Source organism: Paenibacillus sp. FSL R7-0273 (genome assembly GCF_000758625.1).
Taxonomy (GTDB): domain Bacteria; phylum Bacillota; class Bacilli; order Paenibacillales; family Paenibacillaceae; genus Paenibacillus_AQ.
This window is the reverse complement of sequence record NZ_CP009283.1, coordinates 6867889-6884902: the sequence shown is the minus strand read 5'-3', so window position 1 is coordinate 6884902 and position 17014 is coordinate 6867889. Positions and strand designations below refer to the sequence as shown.

Annotated in this window: 12 protein-coding genes; 7 read left to right on the top strand and 5 right to left on the bottom strand. The window is 55.9% G+C overall.

Annotated elements, in window-relative coordinates:
• Positions 1-19 precede the first annotated feature (19 nt).
• From R70723_RS29625 to R70723_RS29615, 3 genes are read left to right on the top strand one after another with little or no spacing between them, the layout of a single operon-like run.
• The gene (locus tag R70723_RS29625) at positions 20-1897 is read left to right on the top strand and encodes an ABC transporter ATP-binding protein (RefSeq protein ID WP_039877677.1); all 1878 of its coding nucleotides are present in this window, start codon (positions 20-22) and stop codon (positions 1895-1897) included.
• Positions 1827-2504 (top strand): response regulator transcription factor, encoded by a 678-nt coding sequence (locus R70723_RS29620; RefSeq protein ID WP_039877676.1) that lies wholly within the window; start codon positions 1827-1829, stop codon positions 2502-2504. Before R70723_RS29625 ends, R70723_RS29620 begins: the two co-directional genes overlap by 71 nt.
• Entirely contained in the window at positions 2505-3569 is a 1065-nt protein-coding gene (locus R70723_RS29615) for a sensor histidine kinase (RefSeq protein WP_039877675.1), read from the top strand.
• A gap of 113 nt (positions 3570-3682) precedes the next feature.
• Here R70723_RS29615 and R70723_RS29610 read toward each other — a convergent pair whose 3' ends face one another.
• Entirely contained in the window at positions 3683-5254 is a 1572-nt protein-coding gene (locus R70723_RS29610) for an aminotransferase-like domain-containing protein (protein WP_081957522.1), read from the bottom strand.
• A gap of 205 nt (positions 5255-5459) precedes the next feature.
• On the opposite strand from R70723_RS29610, the gene R70723_RS29605 reads away from it, so the two are divergent.
• Positions 5460-6077 carry a LysE/ArgO family amino acid transporter gene (locus tag R70723_RS29605; RefSeq protein ID WP_039877674.1) on the top strand — a complete coding sequence of 206 codons (618 nt, stop codon included), beginning with the start codon at positions 5460-5462 and terminating at the stop codon, positions 6075-6077.
• Between the two features lie 54 nt (positions 6078-6131).
• Here R70723_RS29605 and moaA read toward each other — a convergent pair whose 3' ends face one another.
• Positions 6132-7133, bottom strand: coding sequence for a GTP 3',8-cyclase MoaA (gene moaA, locus R70723_RS29600; RefSeq protein ID WP_039877673.1), 1002 nt, complete (start codon positions 7131-7133; stop codon positions 6132-6134).
• Positions 7134-7452: 319 nt separating this feature from the next.
• Here moaA and R70723_RS29595 point away from each other — a divergent pair, with 319 nt between their 5' ends.
• A complete protein-coding gene (locus tag R70723_RS29595) occupies positions 7453-8151 on the top strand; it encodes a TorD/DmsD family molecular chaperone (RefSeq protein WP_039877671.1) in 699 nt (232 codons plus the stop codon).
• 162 nt (positions 8152-8313) lie between these two features.
• Here the strand turns inward: R70723_RS29595 and R70723_RS29590 are convergent, their stop codons facing one another.
• Together R70723_RS29590 and R70723_RS29585 are read right to left on the bottom strand one after the other, a co-directional pair.
• Positions 8314-11457: an efflux RND transporter permease subunit gene (locus R70723_RS29590; protein WP_039877669.1), complete on the bottom strand. Its 3144-nt coding sequence runs from the start codon at positions 11455-11457 to the stop codon at positions 8314-8316.
• Between the two features lie 3 nt (positions 11458-11460).
• Positions 11461-12393: a TetR/AcrR family transcriptional regulator gene (locus tag R70723_RS29585; protein ID WP_047171261.1), complete on the bottom strand. Its 933-nt coding sequence runs from the start codon at positions 12391-12393 to the stop codon at positions 11461-11463.
• Positions 12394-12554: 161 nt separating this feature from the next.
• Between R70723_RS29585 and cls the strand changes: the two genes are divergently transcribed.
• Positions 12555-14063 carry a cardiolipin synthase gene (gene cls, locus R70723_RS29580; RefSeq protein WP_039877668.1) on the top strand — a complete coding sequence of 503 codons (1509 nt, stop codon included), beginning with the start codon at positions 12555-12557 and terminating at the stop codon, positions 14061-14063.
• A 109-nt stretch (positions 14064-14172) separates the two neighbouring features.
• Here cls and R70723_RS29575 read toward each other — a convergent pair whose 3' ends face one another.
• Positions 14173-15699: a phospholipase D family protein gene (locus tag R70723_RS29575; RefSeq protein WP_081957521.1), complete on the bottom strand. Its 1527-nt coding sequence runs from the start codon at positions 15697-15699 to the stop codon at positions 14173-14175.
• 269 nt (positions 15700-15968) lie between these two features.
• Between R70723_RS29575 and R70723_RS29570 the strand changes: the two genes are divergently transcribed.
• Positions 15969-16880, top strand: a complete 912-nt coding sequence (locus R70723_RS29570; RefSeq protein ID WP_039877665.1) for a MerR family transcriptional regulator — start codon at positions 15969-15971, stop codon at positions 16878-16880.
• The last annotated feature ends 134 nt before the right edge of the window (positions 16881-17014 follow it).

Here is a 17014-nt window from a genome sequence, read left to right as displayed (position 1 = left end):
CAAGAAAAGAGGGATTCCCATGAATACAAATAGACCGCTCCGGAAGGAGCGGCAGGGTGCGGCCATGAGGCCGTTTCTGAAGCTGCTGCATCAGACCAAGCCCTCCTACGGGCTTCTTACAGTCGCCGTTCTGCTGAGTATGATCTCTACCCTGGTGGGCCTCGTCATCCCCATGTTCACCAAAAACCTGGTCGACGGCTTCTCCCTCGCCTCCATCAGCAGGCTGCAGATCGCCGGGATTGCCGGTGCGTTCATTGCCCAGACGATTGCCGGCGGCTTCTCCATTTACCTGCTGAATTACGTGGGACAAAAGACGGTAGCTGCGCTGCGTGACCGGCTGTGGCGCAAGTTCCTGGTGCTGCCCGTGTCCTATTTTAACGATAACCGCACAGGTGAAAGCGTCAGCCGGATGACTAATGACACCGGGATTCTCAAAACCCTTATTTCCGAGCATCTGGCCAGCCTGTTTACCGGTGTGATTTCCATTGTCGGCTCGATATCAGTGCTGCTGTATCTGAACTGGAAAATGACTCTGGTACTGTTCACGGTACTGCCCTTGTCCGCGCTCATTCTTGTGCCGCTGGGCCGGCAGATGTACAAAATATCCAAAGGAACTCAGGACGAAACCGCCTCTTTTACCGCTACACTAAGCGGTGTGCTGTCTGAAATCCGGCTGGTGAAAGCCTCCGGGGCAGAGGACAGGGAATATGAGGCCGGGCGTACCGGGATTATGAATCTGCTCGCTTTTGGCATACGTGAGGGTAAAATCAGTGCAATGATCAGTCCGCTCGTCTCCTTCGTGTTCATGATGCTGCTGGTGGTGATTATCGGCTACGGGGGTATGCAGGTTTCGTCGGGTGCGTTAACCGCTGGCGAGCTGGTCGCTTTTATCCTCTATCTGATTCAGATTGTTATGCCGCTAACCCAGCTTACGCAATTCTTCACTCAGATCCAGAAGGCCAAGGGCGCTTCGGAACGGATCATTGAAACGCTGGCCGCAGAAGAGGAGCAGTATGAAGGTGCCGAGGAAGCCGTTCAGGTGGCGGAGCCTATTACAATAGAAGATCTTAGCTTCGGATATAATACAGGCGGGCCGGTGCTGGACAAGGTCAGCTTTACGCTTCAGCCGGGCCAGGTAACAGCGGTTGTCGGTCCGAGCGGGGGCGGGAAAACGACGCTTTTCTCACTGTTGGAACGCTTCTATCAGCCTGATGCCGGTGTGATTAAGCTTGGTGCCAAGCCCGTAGCCGCGTTCTCGCTGCGCTCCTGGCGGAGGCTGATCGGCTATGTATCGCAGGAGAGTCCGCTGCTTGCGGGGACCATTGCCGACAATCTCGGCTACGGGCTGGACCGGGAGGTCACTGAAGCGGAAATGCGGCGTGCGGCGGAGATGGCTTATGCGGACAAGTTCATTGAAGAGCTGCCGGACGGGTATCAGACGGATGTCGGTGAACGCGGCGTGAAGCTGTCCGGCGGACAGCGCCAGCGGATTGCAATTGCCCGGGCGCTGCTGCGTGATCCGCAGATTCTGATGCTGGATGAAGCGACCGCAAGTCTGGACAGCCAGTCAGAGGCCGTGGTGCAGAGGGCGCTGTCTAACCTGATGAAGGGGCGGACGACGATTGTTATTGCCCACCGGCTGGCGACGGTCGTGAACGCGGACCAGATTGTTTTTATGGAAAAGGGCCGGATTACCGGCAAAGGCACACACGGGGAGCTGCTGCAGCATCATGAGCTGTACCGGGCGTTCGCGGAGCAGCAGCTGCAAATGAATGTACCTGAGCTGGAGGAAGTCCCGGCACAGGGAAAGGAGGGACCTTTCGAATATGGCCAGCATACTGGTGGCGGACGACGATCCGCACATCCGCGAATTGGTGGAAGTCTTTTTGAGGGCTGAAGGAATGGATGAGGTGTACAGTGCTTCCGATGGTGTGGAGGCACTGAAGCTGATGGAGGAAAACAGTGCAGATCTGGCGATTATCGATGTGATGATGCCCCGGATGGACGGCTGGGAGCTGTGCCGCGAGCTGCGCAGGAGCTACGATATCCCGATTCTGATGCTGACCGCCAAGGGAGAAACCGCGCAGATTGTTAAAGGGTTTGAGCTCGGTACAGACGACTATCTGGTGAAGCCGTTTGAGCCGCCGGTGCTGATTGCCAGGGTAAAAGCGCTGCTGAAGCGCTACCAGATTTCCGCCGCGCAAAGCGTCACGGTCGGCCGTCTGCGGATGAACCGCAAAACGTATGAGGTCTCCTCGGAACTCGGCGGGCTGACCCTGCCGCTCAAGGAATTCGAGCTGCTGTTCAAGCTTGCCAGCTATCCCGGCCAGACGCTGACGCGCGACCGGCTAATTGAGGAGATCTGGGGCTATGATTATGAGGGGAACGAGCGGACGCTGGATGTGCACGTAGGGCGGCTGCGCGAGCGGTTCCCCATGGAGCAGTATGCATTCCATATCCGCACCATCCGCGGACTGGGCTACCGCCTGGAGGTCGATAAGTAGATGGACAGAGGCAGGGCCAGGGATATTCTAAAGGCGGTTGCGGGCATCCTCGTGGTAATTATAGGCTTCTATCTCTCCTGGAACGGCGGGTACTTCGGGTTAAGGCTGCTCGAAAAGCATTTTAGCTGGTCGCTTACGCCGTATACCTCCCAGCTGCTGACAATGGTGCTGCAGTTTGTCATTCTGTTTCTGCTGGCTGGCACTTCCGCCCTGATCGGCCGCCTGCGGGGGGACGAACGGGCCTTTTATATTCCGATTATTACCGCCATGCGGCAAATCGCCCAAGGGAATTTCAAGGTGGAGATCGAAAACAGCCGGCGCTACGGTCAGTTCGGGAGCATAGTGGAGGGGATTAATGAGATGGCGAGTGAGCTGGGCCGGATGGAGATTATGCGCCAGGACTTCATCTCTAATGTGTCGCATGAAATCCAGTCGCCGCTCACCTCCATCCGCGGCTTTGCCCGTGCGATGCGGGATGAAGGAATCAGTGCAGAGACCAGACAGCACTACCTGGATATTATCGAGGCGGAGAGCAGCAGGCTGTCCGGACTCAGTGATAATCTGCTGAAGCTGTCAGCTCTGGAGGCGGGAAGCTTTCCGTTTGAGGCGAAGCCCTACCGGCTGGACAAACAGCTGCGCGAGATGATCCTGGCTGCCGAGCCGCAGTGGCTGGAGAAGGATATCGAAGTGGAGGCAGACCTGGAAGAGGCCATGGTCGTTGCCGTTCAGGATCTGATAAGCCAGGTGTGGACCAATCTGCTGCACAACAGCATCAAATTCACACCGCCGGGCGGCCGGATTTATGTCCGGCTGCGGCCGGTGGAGCAGGGAATGGAGATAGAGCTCCGGGACAGCGGGATCGGAATTGCGGAGGAGGAGCTGCCGCGGATATTTGAACGGTTCTACAAGGCGGATAAAGCACGCAGCGCCAGCGGGGGCGGAAGCGGGCTGGGGCTTTCGCTGGTGAAAAAAATCGTCGAGCTTCATGAAGGGAGCATCAATGTAACAAGCCGTCCCGGTGAGGGAACGGCTTTTGTGGTCCGGCTGCCGCAGCGGTCTTCATAAAAGCTGCCGTGTACAGCAGGCATGCAGGGAGCAGCAGCAGACAAATGTTAATTTGTCTGCTTCTGCTTTTTTTGTTCCGGTGTCCGGCTGAAATACCTGGGTCTGCTTCCGTATTAAGGCCATGCCTTGTGGGGTTCTTTTATCATTGCGGCTAACGCCGGCAGCCCGCTTTGCAGCTCGCCGGGAGATGCATAGGCGTAGGACAGGCGGAGATGCCGGCTGTCGCCCCGGTCATACAGATCGCCGGTGTTGAGCAGCAGCCCGGCCCGCCGGGCGGTCTCGAACAGCCTGCGCAGCGGCAGCGGGCGGTCCAGGGCCAGCCAGATGTAGAAGCCGCCGGCCGGAATGCTCCAGGAGGCGAGCCCGCTGAAGTGGGCGTCCAGGAGCTGCAGCATCAGCGCGCGCCGCTCACGCAGCTTGCTGCGCAGCAGCGTAAGATGCTCTTCGTGATAGTTGCCGTCCAGCCACCGGGCGGCGGCCATCTGGGACAGGGAGCTCGCACCGTAATCGGTCTGCATCTTGATGTCGGCGAGCCGGCGGATGACCGGCTCCGGGCCGACAATCCAGCCGATGCGCAGGCCCGGGCTGGCCGCTTTGGAGAGTGTGCCCAGATGCAGCACCCTGTCTTCGCGGTCCAGTGCCTTCAGCGGCAGCGGCGGAGGCGCATCCAGCCACAGCTCCTGGTATGCTCCGTCCTCCAGAATAGGCAGTCCAAGCCCGCCGGACACAGCCATCAGCTCCTGCCTCCGCACCTCATCCATGACCATTCCGGTTGGATTGTGGAAGCTTGGAATGGTATAGAGCATGGCTGCCCTGGTCCGCAGCACTTCGGCCGCAAGCTTGCTGACCACCATGCCGCTCTCATCCATCGGCAAGCCGCTGAACTTTATGCCTGCAGATTGGAAGGCGTGAATGGAGTAGAGGTAGGACGGCTTCTCCAGCAGGATTGTTGAGCTGCGCGGCAGCAGGCCGAGGGCAATCAGCTGCAGCCCCTGGAGCGCGCCGGAGGTGATCAGGATGGAGCCGGGATCAGCCTGAATCCCCTGCTTCAGCAGCTGGCGGCTGACTGCGCTGCGGAGCCCGGGATTTCCGAGCGGCTCCTCATAGGACAGCGGCGGCAGCGGGCGGGCGGCGAGCTCTGCCAGCACGCTGTTCATGGCTGCGCCGGGCAGCAGCTCAGGCGCGGGCTCACCGGTGCCGAGGCGGATCAGCCCGGGCTCGAATTCAAGCCGGTTAATCGCCTGCACAGCAGGCAGATTTGGGTAATGCGTGCCCTCCTCTAGGTAATTCCTCCAGCTGCCTGGGGTAGTGCTGCTGTTACCGCCGGCAGCGGCGGTAACCCGGGTTCCCCCGCCCCGCCTGCCTTCCAGCAGCCCCTGCCCGGCAAGGGTCCCTAGCGCTGTCGTTAACGTGCTGCGGTTCACGCCCAGCTGGCGGCAGAGCTCACGCTGCGGGGCCAGCTTCATGCCCGCAGGCCAAGACCCGCTGCTGATCCTTGCACTGAAGCAGGCGGAGATTTGCAGGTGCAGCGGCAGCGGAGACGCGGGATTGGGCCGCCAGTTCTCCTGTAAGTAAGCAGCAGGAGGCGCTGTCTCAGGCTGTGCGCCTGAGGGTGCGGAACTACTGTTATCCTGTGATGAAGCAGGTGCTTGCCGGACGCCCGGCCGGCTGAAATCGGAGTTCAAAGGACAGGCTCCTTTCTATTTTCTCTGCCAAGTATATCGATTGCATATCGCTCAGCTCTTGAGGACTCTTTTACCCGGAGTATATCATATTCTGCAGTTTGCTCTTAACTTGGCTGGCAGGCTGATTGAAATTTGGATGGTTACTGGGGGAGCGGAAGCGTGTACGATAAACGGGCATATGATTGGCGGAAAAGGGGAGTTAATAATGACTGAGGCAATAGTACATGGAATGATTCTGGCTTTGGGACTGATATTACCGTTAGGGGTGCAAAACATATTTGTGTTTAACCAGGGGGCCCTGCATTCACGGTTTCGCAGTGTGCTGCCCGTCGTTGTAACGGCTGCGCTGTGTGATACGCTGCTGATTGCGGCTGCGGTCGGCGGTGTGTCGCTGCTGCTGCTTACGCTGGAGTGGCTGACTCCCGCAGTCTACGGTGCGGGTGTGCTGTTCCTCCTGTACATGGGCTGGCAGATATGGTCGGCGGCTCCGGCATCGGGAGATGCGAGGCAGCTCTCAACCAGAGGACAGATCGGCTATGCGCTGTCCGTGTCACTCCTTAATCCGCATGCCCTGCTGGATACGGTCGGTGTTATCGGTACAGGCTCGCTCGGCTACGAAGGGGCTGAACGCTGGGGCTTCGCTGCGGCAACGGCCGCTGTATCCTGGCTGTGGTTCCTGGGTCTGGCAGCAGCCGGGAGGATACTCGGGCGGGCGGATACCTCAGGCAAGGCTACCCGGCTGCTGAACCGGGGGTCGGCACTGCTGATCTGGGCGATGGCTGTTTATATGGGGCTGCAGCTGTGGAGAAGTTTTCAGGCATAAAAGCGGGGTGTTCCAAACAGCCGTTACAGGCCCCCGGAACACCCCATCTGCTTGTCAGCCGCCGATCTGTGACATGCGCCGCGTGGTCGGGATATGGCTCTGGGCTTTTTTCTCCAGGGCCAGCGCCATCTCATGATTATGCGGCTTGTTGCCCAGCGCCCGGCGGAACAGGTCCTGAACGGCTGCCGGGTCCTGCACGAGCGGGCGCACATTGTATTCGTCCGCCCAGTACAGGCAGGCCTTGATATGGCCGTCAGCTGTCAGCCTCAGCCGGTTACAGTTGTCGCAGAAATGCTCGCTGACCGGATGGATCAGCCCGAAGGTTCCACGGGCTCCGGTAACACGCCGGTTCTGTGACGGGCCATTGCCGGAAGGAAGCTCGGCCTCCTCGGTTGACCAGCCGGCCGCAGTACAGGCTTCGATGACCGTTTCCAGCGGCAGGTAGGTCTGGCGCCAGGAATCACTTGCACTGCCGATCGGCATATATTCAATGAACCGTACGTTAAGCGGACTGTCCAAAGTGAGCGAGATGAAATCCTTGATCTCATCATCATTGATACCCTTCATCAGAACGACGTTCAGCTTGATCGGGGAGACGCCGGCCGCATGGGCGGCTTCAATTCCCTTCAGTACCCTGGAGACATCGCCGCCGCGCGTAATCATCGAGAAGCGGTCCTGCTTAAGTGAATCAAGGCTGATGTTGACCCGTGTCAGCCCCGCCTGCTTCAGCAGTGCGGCTTTGGCCGGGAGCATCAGGCCGTTGGTTGTCAGTGAAATATCCTCAATGCCGGGGATGGCGGCAAGCATGGCTACGAGCTGCTCCAGATCCTTGCGGACCAGCGGCTCTCCGCCGGTGAGTCTCACCTTGCTTAGTCCGAGCGGCGCGAGCGCCTCTACTACAGCGGTAATTTCTTCATAGCTCATAATCTCGTCCTGCGGCTGGAATTGCATTCCTTCCGCCGGCATACAATAAATGCAGCGCAGGTTGCAGCGGTCTGTAACCGAAATGCGGAGATAGTCATGTAATCGTCCAAAAGGGTCCGTCAGCGGTTCCATAGGCTCTTCCCTTCTTCATAATGCATTTTATATTAAATTTTAAAGAATACGATTGTCCCCGTCAACAAAAGGACAACCTAAATGATAGGCGAGGAAAGCATATAGACACAGCATAAATTTGACAGATGTGCGACAATTCATCCCAATGGTCATAGAATGCTCACCGAAAGCGCTTTACATGTTCGATATAATAAAGGTGCCTAGACAGAAGTCTTAAAATTTTAACTTTTGCGAAAGACACAGCTATGATACCGGAAGCGCAGCAGCTGACCGCTGCCTGGCAATACGCCCGGTAAAACCAATAGGGAGGTTTTGCAAAATGACGATACCCACTGTTCCAGCACTTGTTGTACCGGAGGTGTTTAGCCGCTGGCTGGATAGCCGCGGATTAATATATCAGATCATGGTTGATTTTTACGGCAGAAAGCCGACTCTTTCGCTGGTTGCCCAATGGAGGGCAAACCGGCAGATGATGAGTATTGCTGCAGAGATGACGGAGGGCGGACGGGAGCTGAAGCGCTACCTGTGCGGAAAGGACCCGTCAGAGCTTCCGGGGATCTGCGAGAAGGAAAAGGCCGAATATATGAGACTGCTGAACGACCGTACGGTAAGCCCGTTCGCTGCACGGGAAGCCATTCAGCTTGGCCGGGAGAAGGAATTCTGCAATGAGCTCTCCGAGCTGTATGCTTCCGCAGGTATTGTGTTTAAGAAATGCAGCGGAGAAGCAGATGATCATATTTCGATTGAACTGGAATTTATGGCCGTGATGCATGAGCGGATGCTGTTCAACAGCTTCTCTGTCCGCAGTGCAATGGAGCTGCTGGACATCCAGGAGCGCTTCCTGGAGGAGCATCTGCTGAAATGGATTCCGCAATTCTGCAGTCTGCTTAAGGAAGCAACCACCAGCCCGTTATACCTGGGCCTCAGCCGCATGCTGGAGGAATTCCTGCCCCAGGATCTGCAGATGCTGCGGGCCTGGAAGGCTTCGCTCGAGAGCAGTGCCTCAACAATGGCTTAGAATGGCGGGAATGCTATCCAAGCTATATTGAATTAAATATGCTTAACGCTGAAAAGGCGCCTTTCTGTTTAAGAAAGGCGCCTTTTGGGCTTTGTTGTATGAAGGGAACACGCTGTCAGTACACCAACTGAATAAGTGTAGTTCGTACAACTAAACCGCTGCTTACTCTTCTATTCGCTTCTTGCGGAATTTCATCAGGAACTCATAGACTACCGGCACGACTACCAGTGTCAGCAGGGTAGAGCTGATTAGACCGCCGATAACGGTCACGCCAAGCCCTTTGGAGATAATGCCGGCGCTGTTCTCAAGCCCGGTGACCAGCGGAAGCAGCGCGCCGATGGTGGCAAGCGCCGTCATCAGAATCGGGCGTAGGCGTGTGCCGCCGGCCTCAAGCAGGGCCTGCCGCGTAGTCATTCCTTCTTTTTCTTTATGGATGACACGGTCAATCAGTACGATCGCGTTGGTAACGACGATCCCGATCAGCATCAGCGCACCCATAAGCGCAGAGACGTTCAGTGTCTCACCGGCCAGCAGCAGGGCGACGAGGGCGCCAATGACTGTGAACGGCAGGGAGAACAGGATTGCGAACGGTGCCAGACCGCCGCCGAAGGTGACAACAAGCACGAAATATACAATGGCAACAGCGGCTGCCATGGCGATTCCAAGCTGGCCGAAGGTTTCGTTGATCTGCTCGGTCACACCGCCAAAGGAGACGGTGACTCCGTCAGGGAGTTCAAGGGCTTCAACCTTTTCCTTCACATTGTTGGAGGCGCTGTTTACGTCTGTGGCGATAATATCAGCAGTGACCTCAACACTCATCTTACCGTCAATCCGGGTGATTGAGTCGGGTGAGGTGCCCTTTTCGATGGTTGCAACCTGACTGACCGGTACCGTAAAGCCGAGCGGTGAGGTGAGCAGAGCGTCTTCCATCTCCTGAATGCTGCTGTAAGTTGTTGTATCAGCTTCAATGTAGACATTGTAGTTCTTTCCGTCCACAGCCACTTCCGTCAGCACCGGACGGGTATTAACCGGGCTGAGCTTCATGGCAAGCTGTCCGGCGGTCAGGCCCAGCGAGCTGAGCTTAGCCTGATCGGCAACGATGGTGTATTGCTCATACGATTCGGAGAGGCTGGTATCCCCGTCCTTGAAGTTTTTGGTATCGGCATTTACAATACCTGCTATTTCATCGGCTACCGGCTTCAGTTGCTCCAGCGTGTCGCCAAAGATATTTACGGTCAGCGTATTGCCGCCGAGACCGCCGCTGGCCATGCCGGACATGTCACCCCACACGCCATCCGGCACCTCGGCTGTCAGGCTGGCAATCAGATCTTCCTTAACCGTTTCAAAATCAGGGGTATCGCTGTCATAGGTAATGTAGAACAGGCCGGAGTTATTAGAGCCCATCCCCATGAACCCGCTGCCCCCGATCGAATACTGCAGGTTGGTCACATGATCCTGGCCGAGAATGAATGCTTCTGCCTTGAGACCCTGCTCCTGCACATCCTTAGCCGTCTGTCCGGCCTTAGGCGAGAAGGTCATGATTACACTCTTGTCCTCCTGGGAAGGCATGAAGCTGACCCCGATCGGCTTGATCAGGAGCAGGCTGCCTGCAAGCAGCAGAACTGCGGCTCCAAAGGTAATCAGCTTATGGGAGAGACACCAGTCCAGAATTTTCTGATAGCCGGCAGCCATTCTGCCCGGCTTTTCCTCGTGCACCTTTTTACCCTGCTTGAGCCCGCCCCGGAACAGGGAGTGCGCCAGCGCAGGTACCAGGGTGATGGCTACGATCAGCGATGCAATCAGCGAGAAGACCATGGTCAACGCGAAAGGCAGGAATAGCTCGCCTACCATCCCGCTGACAAAGGCAAGCGGCAGGAAGACGGCGATTGTAACGATTGTCGAAGACAGGATCGGCACGAACATTTCGCTTGTAGCCGCACTGATCAGCTCCCGGCCGCGCAGCTTCTCGCCGGACAGCGACAGGCGCCGGTAAATATTCTCGATAACGACGATGGAGTCATCGACTACCCGGCCAATGGCGACGGTCATTGCACCCAGCGTCATCATATTAAGGGTAATATCCATCTGGCGCAGGCACAGCACCGCGATAAGCAGCGACAGTGGAATCGAGATGATGGAAATGATGGTGGAGCGGATGTTCCGCAGGAACAGCAGAATGATTACGACGGCGAACAGGGCACCGAATAATGCCTTGGACAGCATAGTGTGCACAGAGTCCTCAATCGGCTTACCCTGATCGAGCAGTACAGTAAGGTCAAGCGACCCGTACTGCTGCTTCAGCTCCTCAGTCTTATCCTTTACGCTGTTTACAACCTCTACAGTGTTGGCGTCGTTAGCCTTCACAATCTGAATCCCGATCGATTCCTTGCCGTTCGTGCGGGAGATTGACTCCGACTTGCCGGTAACCTCAATAGCGGCGAGCTCTCCAAGCTTCACTGTAGGAAGCCCGGCAGCTGCGGCACCTGCATTAGCAGCATCAGCGCCTGCAGCACCTGTACCAGCTGCGTCACCTGCCCCGGCTGAACCGGCGGCTGCGGAAGGCACCAGCGGCACGGCCAGATTTTCAAGATCCTCCACGGTGCTGATGTTGCCGTCTACGACAACCGCCTTCTGCGATTGCTCCATTTCAAACAGCCCAAGCGGCACACGCAGGGATGAGGCCTGGACAATGCCTTTGACCGTGTCTTCGGTCAGGCCGTATTGCTTCAGCTTCTCCTGGTCAAACTTGAGGGAGACTTCCTTCACATACTGGCCGGCAACCGACACGGAGGCGACCCCCTCGATATCCTCGAGGGCCGGCCGGATGTCATTCTCGGCTATGCGGGTCAGCTCCTCAAGATCCGTCTCCCCGTTGTCGGCAAGGCTGAGCGAGATAACCGGCAGTGAGCTCAGGCTGAAGCGGGAAATCTGCGGCTTACGGGCATCGTCAGGCAGGACTACCTCATTCAGCGCCTCGCGTACAGCAGCGGTAGCGTTATCCAGATTCGTTCCGTAATCAAACTCGATCTGGATGCTGGAGGCATTCTCCAGCGATGAGGAGGTAATGGTCTTAACGCCGTCTACATTACGGAGCTTCTGCTCCAGCGGCTTGCTGACATCATTGACGACACCTTCCGGTGCCGCACCGGGATAAATTGTAGTAACGCTAAGGTAAGGGATGCTGATATTAGGCAGTGTCTCCTGCTTCATTGTCAGACCGCTGTACAGCCCGGCAAACACAATAATGATTGTCAGGAGCCAAATCGCAAATTTGTTTTTGAGTGAAAAATGAATCAGGCTTTTCATAAGTTACGTTCTGCTCCTCTCTTGGAAAAAACCGCATGAATTTGGAAGGTAAGGCGAAACTAGCTTTTGCAGTGCTTCGAGCTCCTCATGTACGGCAGGATAAGCCTGCAGGTTGGCGATCATTCCCCGGATAATGGCTTTGCGGGGCTCGGGCATTAAGAATTCACTCTCCAGGATGGCCAGTGATTCCAGGCCGTCTTCTGCAGCGGGCAGTCCGGAAGAAGGGGCGGTGCTAAGAGTGGCCCGCATCTCCTTGATAAGCTGCAGCGGACTGCGGCGCCGGCTGTCCTCATGGCCGCTTAGCCAGCTCTCCAGCACAGCTGCAGCAATCAGCGGCTCCTGCCGGCCGGCCAGCAGGCCAGCGGCAACGATGTCAAGCAGATCGACCAGCTGATCCGCCATGCGGGTGATGGATACCTGCGATTCCTGGCTGAAGATCAGCCGGATAAAGGCATGGATCATGCCATCCGCGAACAGGAACAGATCGCCTGTGTACGGGAGGATGGCCGGTCCGTAGAGGGTATTCAGCTTGTTCTGAAACCAGAGCACCAGCGGACCATTGGCCTTGCGGATCCATTCAGGCACCTCGTCTCCGCCTTTTCCGGCAACCTCCTGAAATTGCCGCTGCAAAAACTCGCGCAGCTCGTGTACATGCGTGAGTAGAATTTCAACCTGGTTACGCAGCTTTTCCCGCGGGCTGCTGCGGCTGTACTGTTCCTCCCGCTGCAGCGGATCATGGATCATCCTGAAGCAATGCATATAGATGCTGCGTTCCAGCTCCTCCTTGGATTTGAAGACCAGATAGAGGCTGCCCTTGGAAATCCCGCACAGCTCGGCAATTTCCTGCATCGAGGTCGAGGATGAGCCCTTTACCGCGAACAGCTGCATGGCTGTCTTGATAATCAGTTCCTGTCTGTTTGCATTTTTATCAGCCACAAGCCGTATAATCCCCTTTCTGACTAAGTGGTTCTACAATTGACTGAATGGTCAGAAAGATTATAGTATAGATTCCGGACCATTACAAATTGCGATTCTTCAGGTAATATATAGATGAGGAATTCAAGTTTCACAAGGTTGAACAAGAGAGTAGGTCGCCTATGAGAAGAGGATTGCAGGCGCTGGTTATTATTGCGGCCTTGCTGGCATTTTATTATTTCGGCTTCGGTATTTTTGGCAGCACCGCCGGTACAATTATCAGTATTTTCTCCACGCTGACTGTGATTTCCATCGGCCTTGGCATTTTTATGGAGAACCGCAATCCGTCGACGACGATGGCCTGGATTCTGCTGCTGGCGCTTATTCCCGTGCTTGGGCTGGTCTTTTATTTTCTGTTCGGGCAGAACGTATTTAAACGCCGCAAGTATGACAAAAAAGCGCAGCGCGACCTGATGGCCTATGAGCGCATTGAGAACGATGCCCTGCATACATACCAGGACTGGTCCATATTTGATCCTAACCGCCAGAAGCTGCTGGGGCTGTCGCAGAGGCTGGCACGGACGCCGGTTTCGTTCAGCTCGGAGACCCGGATTCTGACCAACGGGGAAGAGACGTTCGGGACGCTGCTGCTGGAGCTGCGGCAGGCGCAGCATCATATCCATATGGAGTACTACATTTTCCGGGCGGACCATATCGGGACGCGGATTCAGCAGATTCTGATCGAGAAGGCCCGGGCCGGTGTAGCTGTAAGATTTATGTACGATGCTGTGGGCAGTATGCAGCTCTCTAAGGCTTTCCTGAAGGAAATGACCGATGCGGGGGTGAGGGTGGCGGCTTACGGTAATTCCACCTCCTTTTTCTCCAGCCGGGTTAATTACCGCAATCACCGCAAAATCGTCGTAATCGACGGGGATGTGGGGTTTATGGGCGGACTGAACGTCGGGGATGAATACTTAAGCCGCAGTAAAACGTACGGCTTCTGGCGTGATACCCATATGCTGCTGCGGGGAGAGGCCGTGCGGACGATGCAGATTATTTTTCTGCAGGACTGGATGCATACAACAGGTGAGTCGATTATGGAGCAGGATTATCTTTCGCCGCAGCTGAGATTTACAAACGGGGACGGGGCTGTGCAGATTATTGCCAGCGGGCCGGACAATGAGCGCCGGGCGCTGAAGAACATCTTTTTCTCAATGATTACCTCTGCGGAAAAATCGGTGTGGATCGCCAGCCCCTACTTTATCCCGGATGAGGATATTCTGACCGCGCTGCGGGTAGCCGCCATGTCCGGGCTCGATGTGCGCCTTCTATTCCCGGCCAAGCCGGATAAATGGCTCCCGTTCCTGGCTTCGCATTCCTATTTTCCGGCTCTGCTGGAGTCCGGAGTGAAAATTTACGAATATGAAAAGGGCTTTATTCACTCCAAGCTGCTTATCATCGACGGAGAGGTCGCCACGATCGGTACAGCCAATATGGATATGCGCAGCTTCCACCTGAACTTTGAGGTGAATGCGCTGCTGCTGCAGACAGAGAGCGTGGCCCGCATTGTCGCTGATTTTGAGCGTGACCTGCTGTCCACCCGCCAGATTGTGCATGAGGCCTTTATGAACAAGCGGCTGCTGGAGCGGCTGCTGGAATCGGCCGCCCGTCTGATGTCGCCGCTGCTCTAAGCGGCCGGCAGAGCGCGTGAACCCAGGTAAGCACAGGCAAATACAAGAGCCGCCGGAAGAAGCGATTCAGGCTTCCCGGCGGTTTTTTTGTCCCTAATAATAAGCCTGCTCAAAAAGTGGTAAAGCCGAGCCGGGTCTGTATTCTATAGACAATATATTTCAGCCAGGTTACTCCGCTCTGGTATTCCTCAAGCGGCAGGCTGTATTCGGCGTCCTCGTTATTCCACAGCCGGCTGAAGTAGCCGGTCATCTCCGCATAGAGCGGCTGATCCTGCGGCACGGACACCCAAAGATTATTTTCCAGATTATAATCATCCAGATTGCGGGTTGTGAAGTTGGTTGAGCCGCCCAGCACGATAGAAGGGCCGGAGGCTTTGGCAATAAACAGCAGCTTGGAATGGTACTGCTCCTTGCCGGTATTATACCAGCGTATAGCAATCTTTCCGCCGGAGCGCTTGTTCAGGTTCATGGCTACAGGCCTGTTCGGGATGCCGATTTTGTCACGGCCGAAGGCGTTCTGATTCGGGTCCAGCAGCAGACGCACCTCTGCGCCCCGCTCCGCTGCCTCCAGCAGCCCGCTGATGACGGCATCATCGGCCAGATAGAACATGCCCATCCAGACGGTATCGCCGGCTCCGGCACTGTGTATGGCTTCCAGCGTGTATTTATAGACTTTACCTTCAGTCAGATAGCGGATGTCCAGCGGACCTTCTGCAGCCTGTGTGAATTCCGGCGTCCTGCCCAGCAGCGGGCCGGCACCGGAGAGGTCAGCCGCCGCCTGCTCGGTGCGCAGAATATCGGCAATCACCGGGCCCTGCACCTCCAGGGCAATATTGGAATGGTAGGCGCTCGGGTCATGCACATTGCCTGAAGAAATAAGGGCCGTGTTCTCGCTGACTACGACCTTGCGGTGGTTGGCTTTTACATTCAACAGCTTTAAATAGGAGCGCGCGGTAATATCAGGCCCGCCAGTGGCCATCAGATTGGGAATCCGGCCGTTGCCGGACTGCCCGAACCACTGGATGAAGGTGCGCCATACAGCGGAGTAGGCAGGCGTTGAATCACGCAGCTTGTCTGTATCGGTTATGACTACCTTGATGCCGGAGGCTTTCATCTCCTCCAGCAGGTGATTGGGGGCCGAGCTATAGTTGGTATTGACCTCATCGGTAATGAACACAATGTCCATGCCCGGATAGGCGGCTTTCTGGGCGATAAGCTTATTGGTAAGCTCACGGCTGACCGGAGGGAACTGCTGGTGTTTATGGGTATAATCATTGAACAGGAACAGATCAATAACAAGAAATTGCCGGGATTCCTCGATAATCTGCAGAATTCTCGGCAGAATCTGCTCCTCCCGTGCCCCGTCTGTGCTGCCGTCCTGATAAGTCAGATCATGCCAGAACTGAACGTCACTAACCTTATACACCGGGCTTTCGTAGGAAATGCCTGGCGGCAGGGGCTTGTGCGTCTGGTAGAGCATGACACCGGCCAGCCAAAAAATAAGCAGCAGGATCACTGCCGATCCTTTACGGCGGAGCGTCCATTTTTGCCTGGAGGAGGCAGTGGAAGGTGCGCTTATGGAATTGCTGAATTGATAAAGCCGTTCCGGTGTGCCGGGTTGCCTGCTTGAATTCATGGAAGGATCCTCCTGAGTCTGCTCCTGGTATTGTAACTACCTATTACCGCCCCGGAAGGACAAGTGAAGCAGCTGTATCCAAAAAGCCGGAACGTATATTTTTTGCCGGAGCACGGGGTTTTTATCCGCAGGCCCTTACAGCTCCGGCTGTTAGCTGCATCTGATGACATAATACGGGTACGACTGTATAATGAGTGTAAATGATTTGTATAAGGTTTGAATTTTTAAATATTATGTAACGGTTTACGGGAAAGAGAGTGGGGTGCAACGTGTACTCGATTAAACAGGTCGTCGAAATGCTGGATATACCGTCTGTCACATTGAGAGCCTGGGAAAACAGGTATCAGGCGGTTACACCTGAGCGGACGGAATCCGGCTACAGGCTGTACACCCAGGACAACATTGAAGATCTGCGCTGGCTGAAGGAGCAGACAGAGAAGCAGGGAATCAGTATTTCACATGCGGTCCGGCTGCTGAAGGCCCGTAAGGAGAATCCGGCGGCAGAAGGTCCGGCAGGGGGCGACGGGACATCCCGGGAAGCCTTCGCGAAGATGAGGCAGCAGATTTATACAGCGCTGCTCGAATTTCAGGGCGAGCGGGCGAATGCGCTGATTGATTTCGGCTTTTCCATGTACGGGTATGAGGCAATGTTCCATCAGGTGCTTGTACCGGTTCTGGTCAGGGTTGGCGATGCCTGGGAGGAAGGCACGGCGACAGTGGCACAGGAGCATTACATGACGCATATGGTCTCCAACCGCTTCTATCAGTTTTTCCATCTGTTCCCGGTGTATGCCCATTTGCCGAAAGTGCTGGCCTTTTGTCCGGAGGGGGAGCATCATCAGGTCGGCCTGCTGTTGTTCTCGCTTTTCCTGCGCAAAAACGGGGTCGAAGTGGTCTATCTGGGTGCCAATACGCCGGAGGCCGGCATTATAGCCATGCTGGAAACGCAGAGCCGGATCGGGGCTGTCTGCATGTCGGTTACTGACAAGGAGCTGCTGCCCTACTGTGAAGAGCTGATTGCACGCTTAAAAACGGTACGGACGGACATGCGGTTTATACTGGGAGGCAAGGCCTATGAAGAGACGGGCGTGTCTGTTCCGGAAGCTGCTGAAGTGATAGCGGGTCCTCCCGGACGCTGGCAGGAATGGTTTGATTTTTCATTTACGGCACTCAGGAAATAGCGCTGAACAAGAGCTTGCAAAAAAACCTTCTGAATCACCTGCGGGTGAAGCGGAAGGGTTTTTTGTGCATTTTTTGTCCGGAACAATGAAATTATTCTCCTTAATTTTAAATAATCCTGTTTTTTCCGGTAAAC

Excerpts from the sequence above, each read along its gene's own strand:
- R70723_RS29625 (WP_039877677.1), top strand. The coding sequence starts at position 20 with ATGAATACAAATAGACCGCTCCGGAAGGAGCGGCAGGGTGCGGCCATG.
- R70723_RS29620 (WP_039877676.1), top strand. The coding sequence starts at position 1,827 with ATGGCCAGCATACTGGTGGCGGACGACGATCCGCACATCCGCGAATTG.
- R70723_RS29615 (WP_039877675.1), top strand. The coding sequence starts at position 2,505 with ATGGACAGAGGCAGGGCCAGGGATATTCTAAAGGCGGTTGCGGGCATC.
- R70723_RS29605 (WP_039877674.1), top strand. The coding sequence starts at position 5,460 with ATGACTGAGGCAATAGTACATGGAATGATTCTGGCTTTGGGACTGATA.
- moaA (WP_039877673.1), bottom strand. The coding sequence starts at position 7,133 with ATGGAACCGCTGACGGACCCTTTTGGACGATTACATGACTATCTCCGC.
- R70723_RS29595 (WP_039877671.1), top strand. The coding sequence starts at position 7,453 with ATGACGATACCCACTGTTCCAGCACTTGTTGTACCGGAGGTGTTTAGC.
- R70723_RS29590 (WP_039877669.1), bottom strand. The coding sequence starts at position 11,457 with ATGAAAAGCCTGATTCATTTTTCACTCAAAAACAAATTTGCGATTTGG.
- cls (WP_039877668.1), top strand. The coding sequence starts at position 12,555 with ATGAGAAGAGGATTGCAGGCGCTGGTTATTATTGCGGCCTTGCTGGCA.
- R70723_RS29575 (WP_081957521.1), bottom strand. The coding sequence starts at position 15,699 with ATGAATTCAAGCAGGCAACCCGGCACACCGGAACGGCTTTATCAATTC.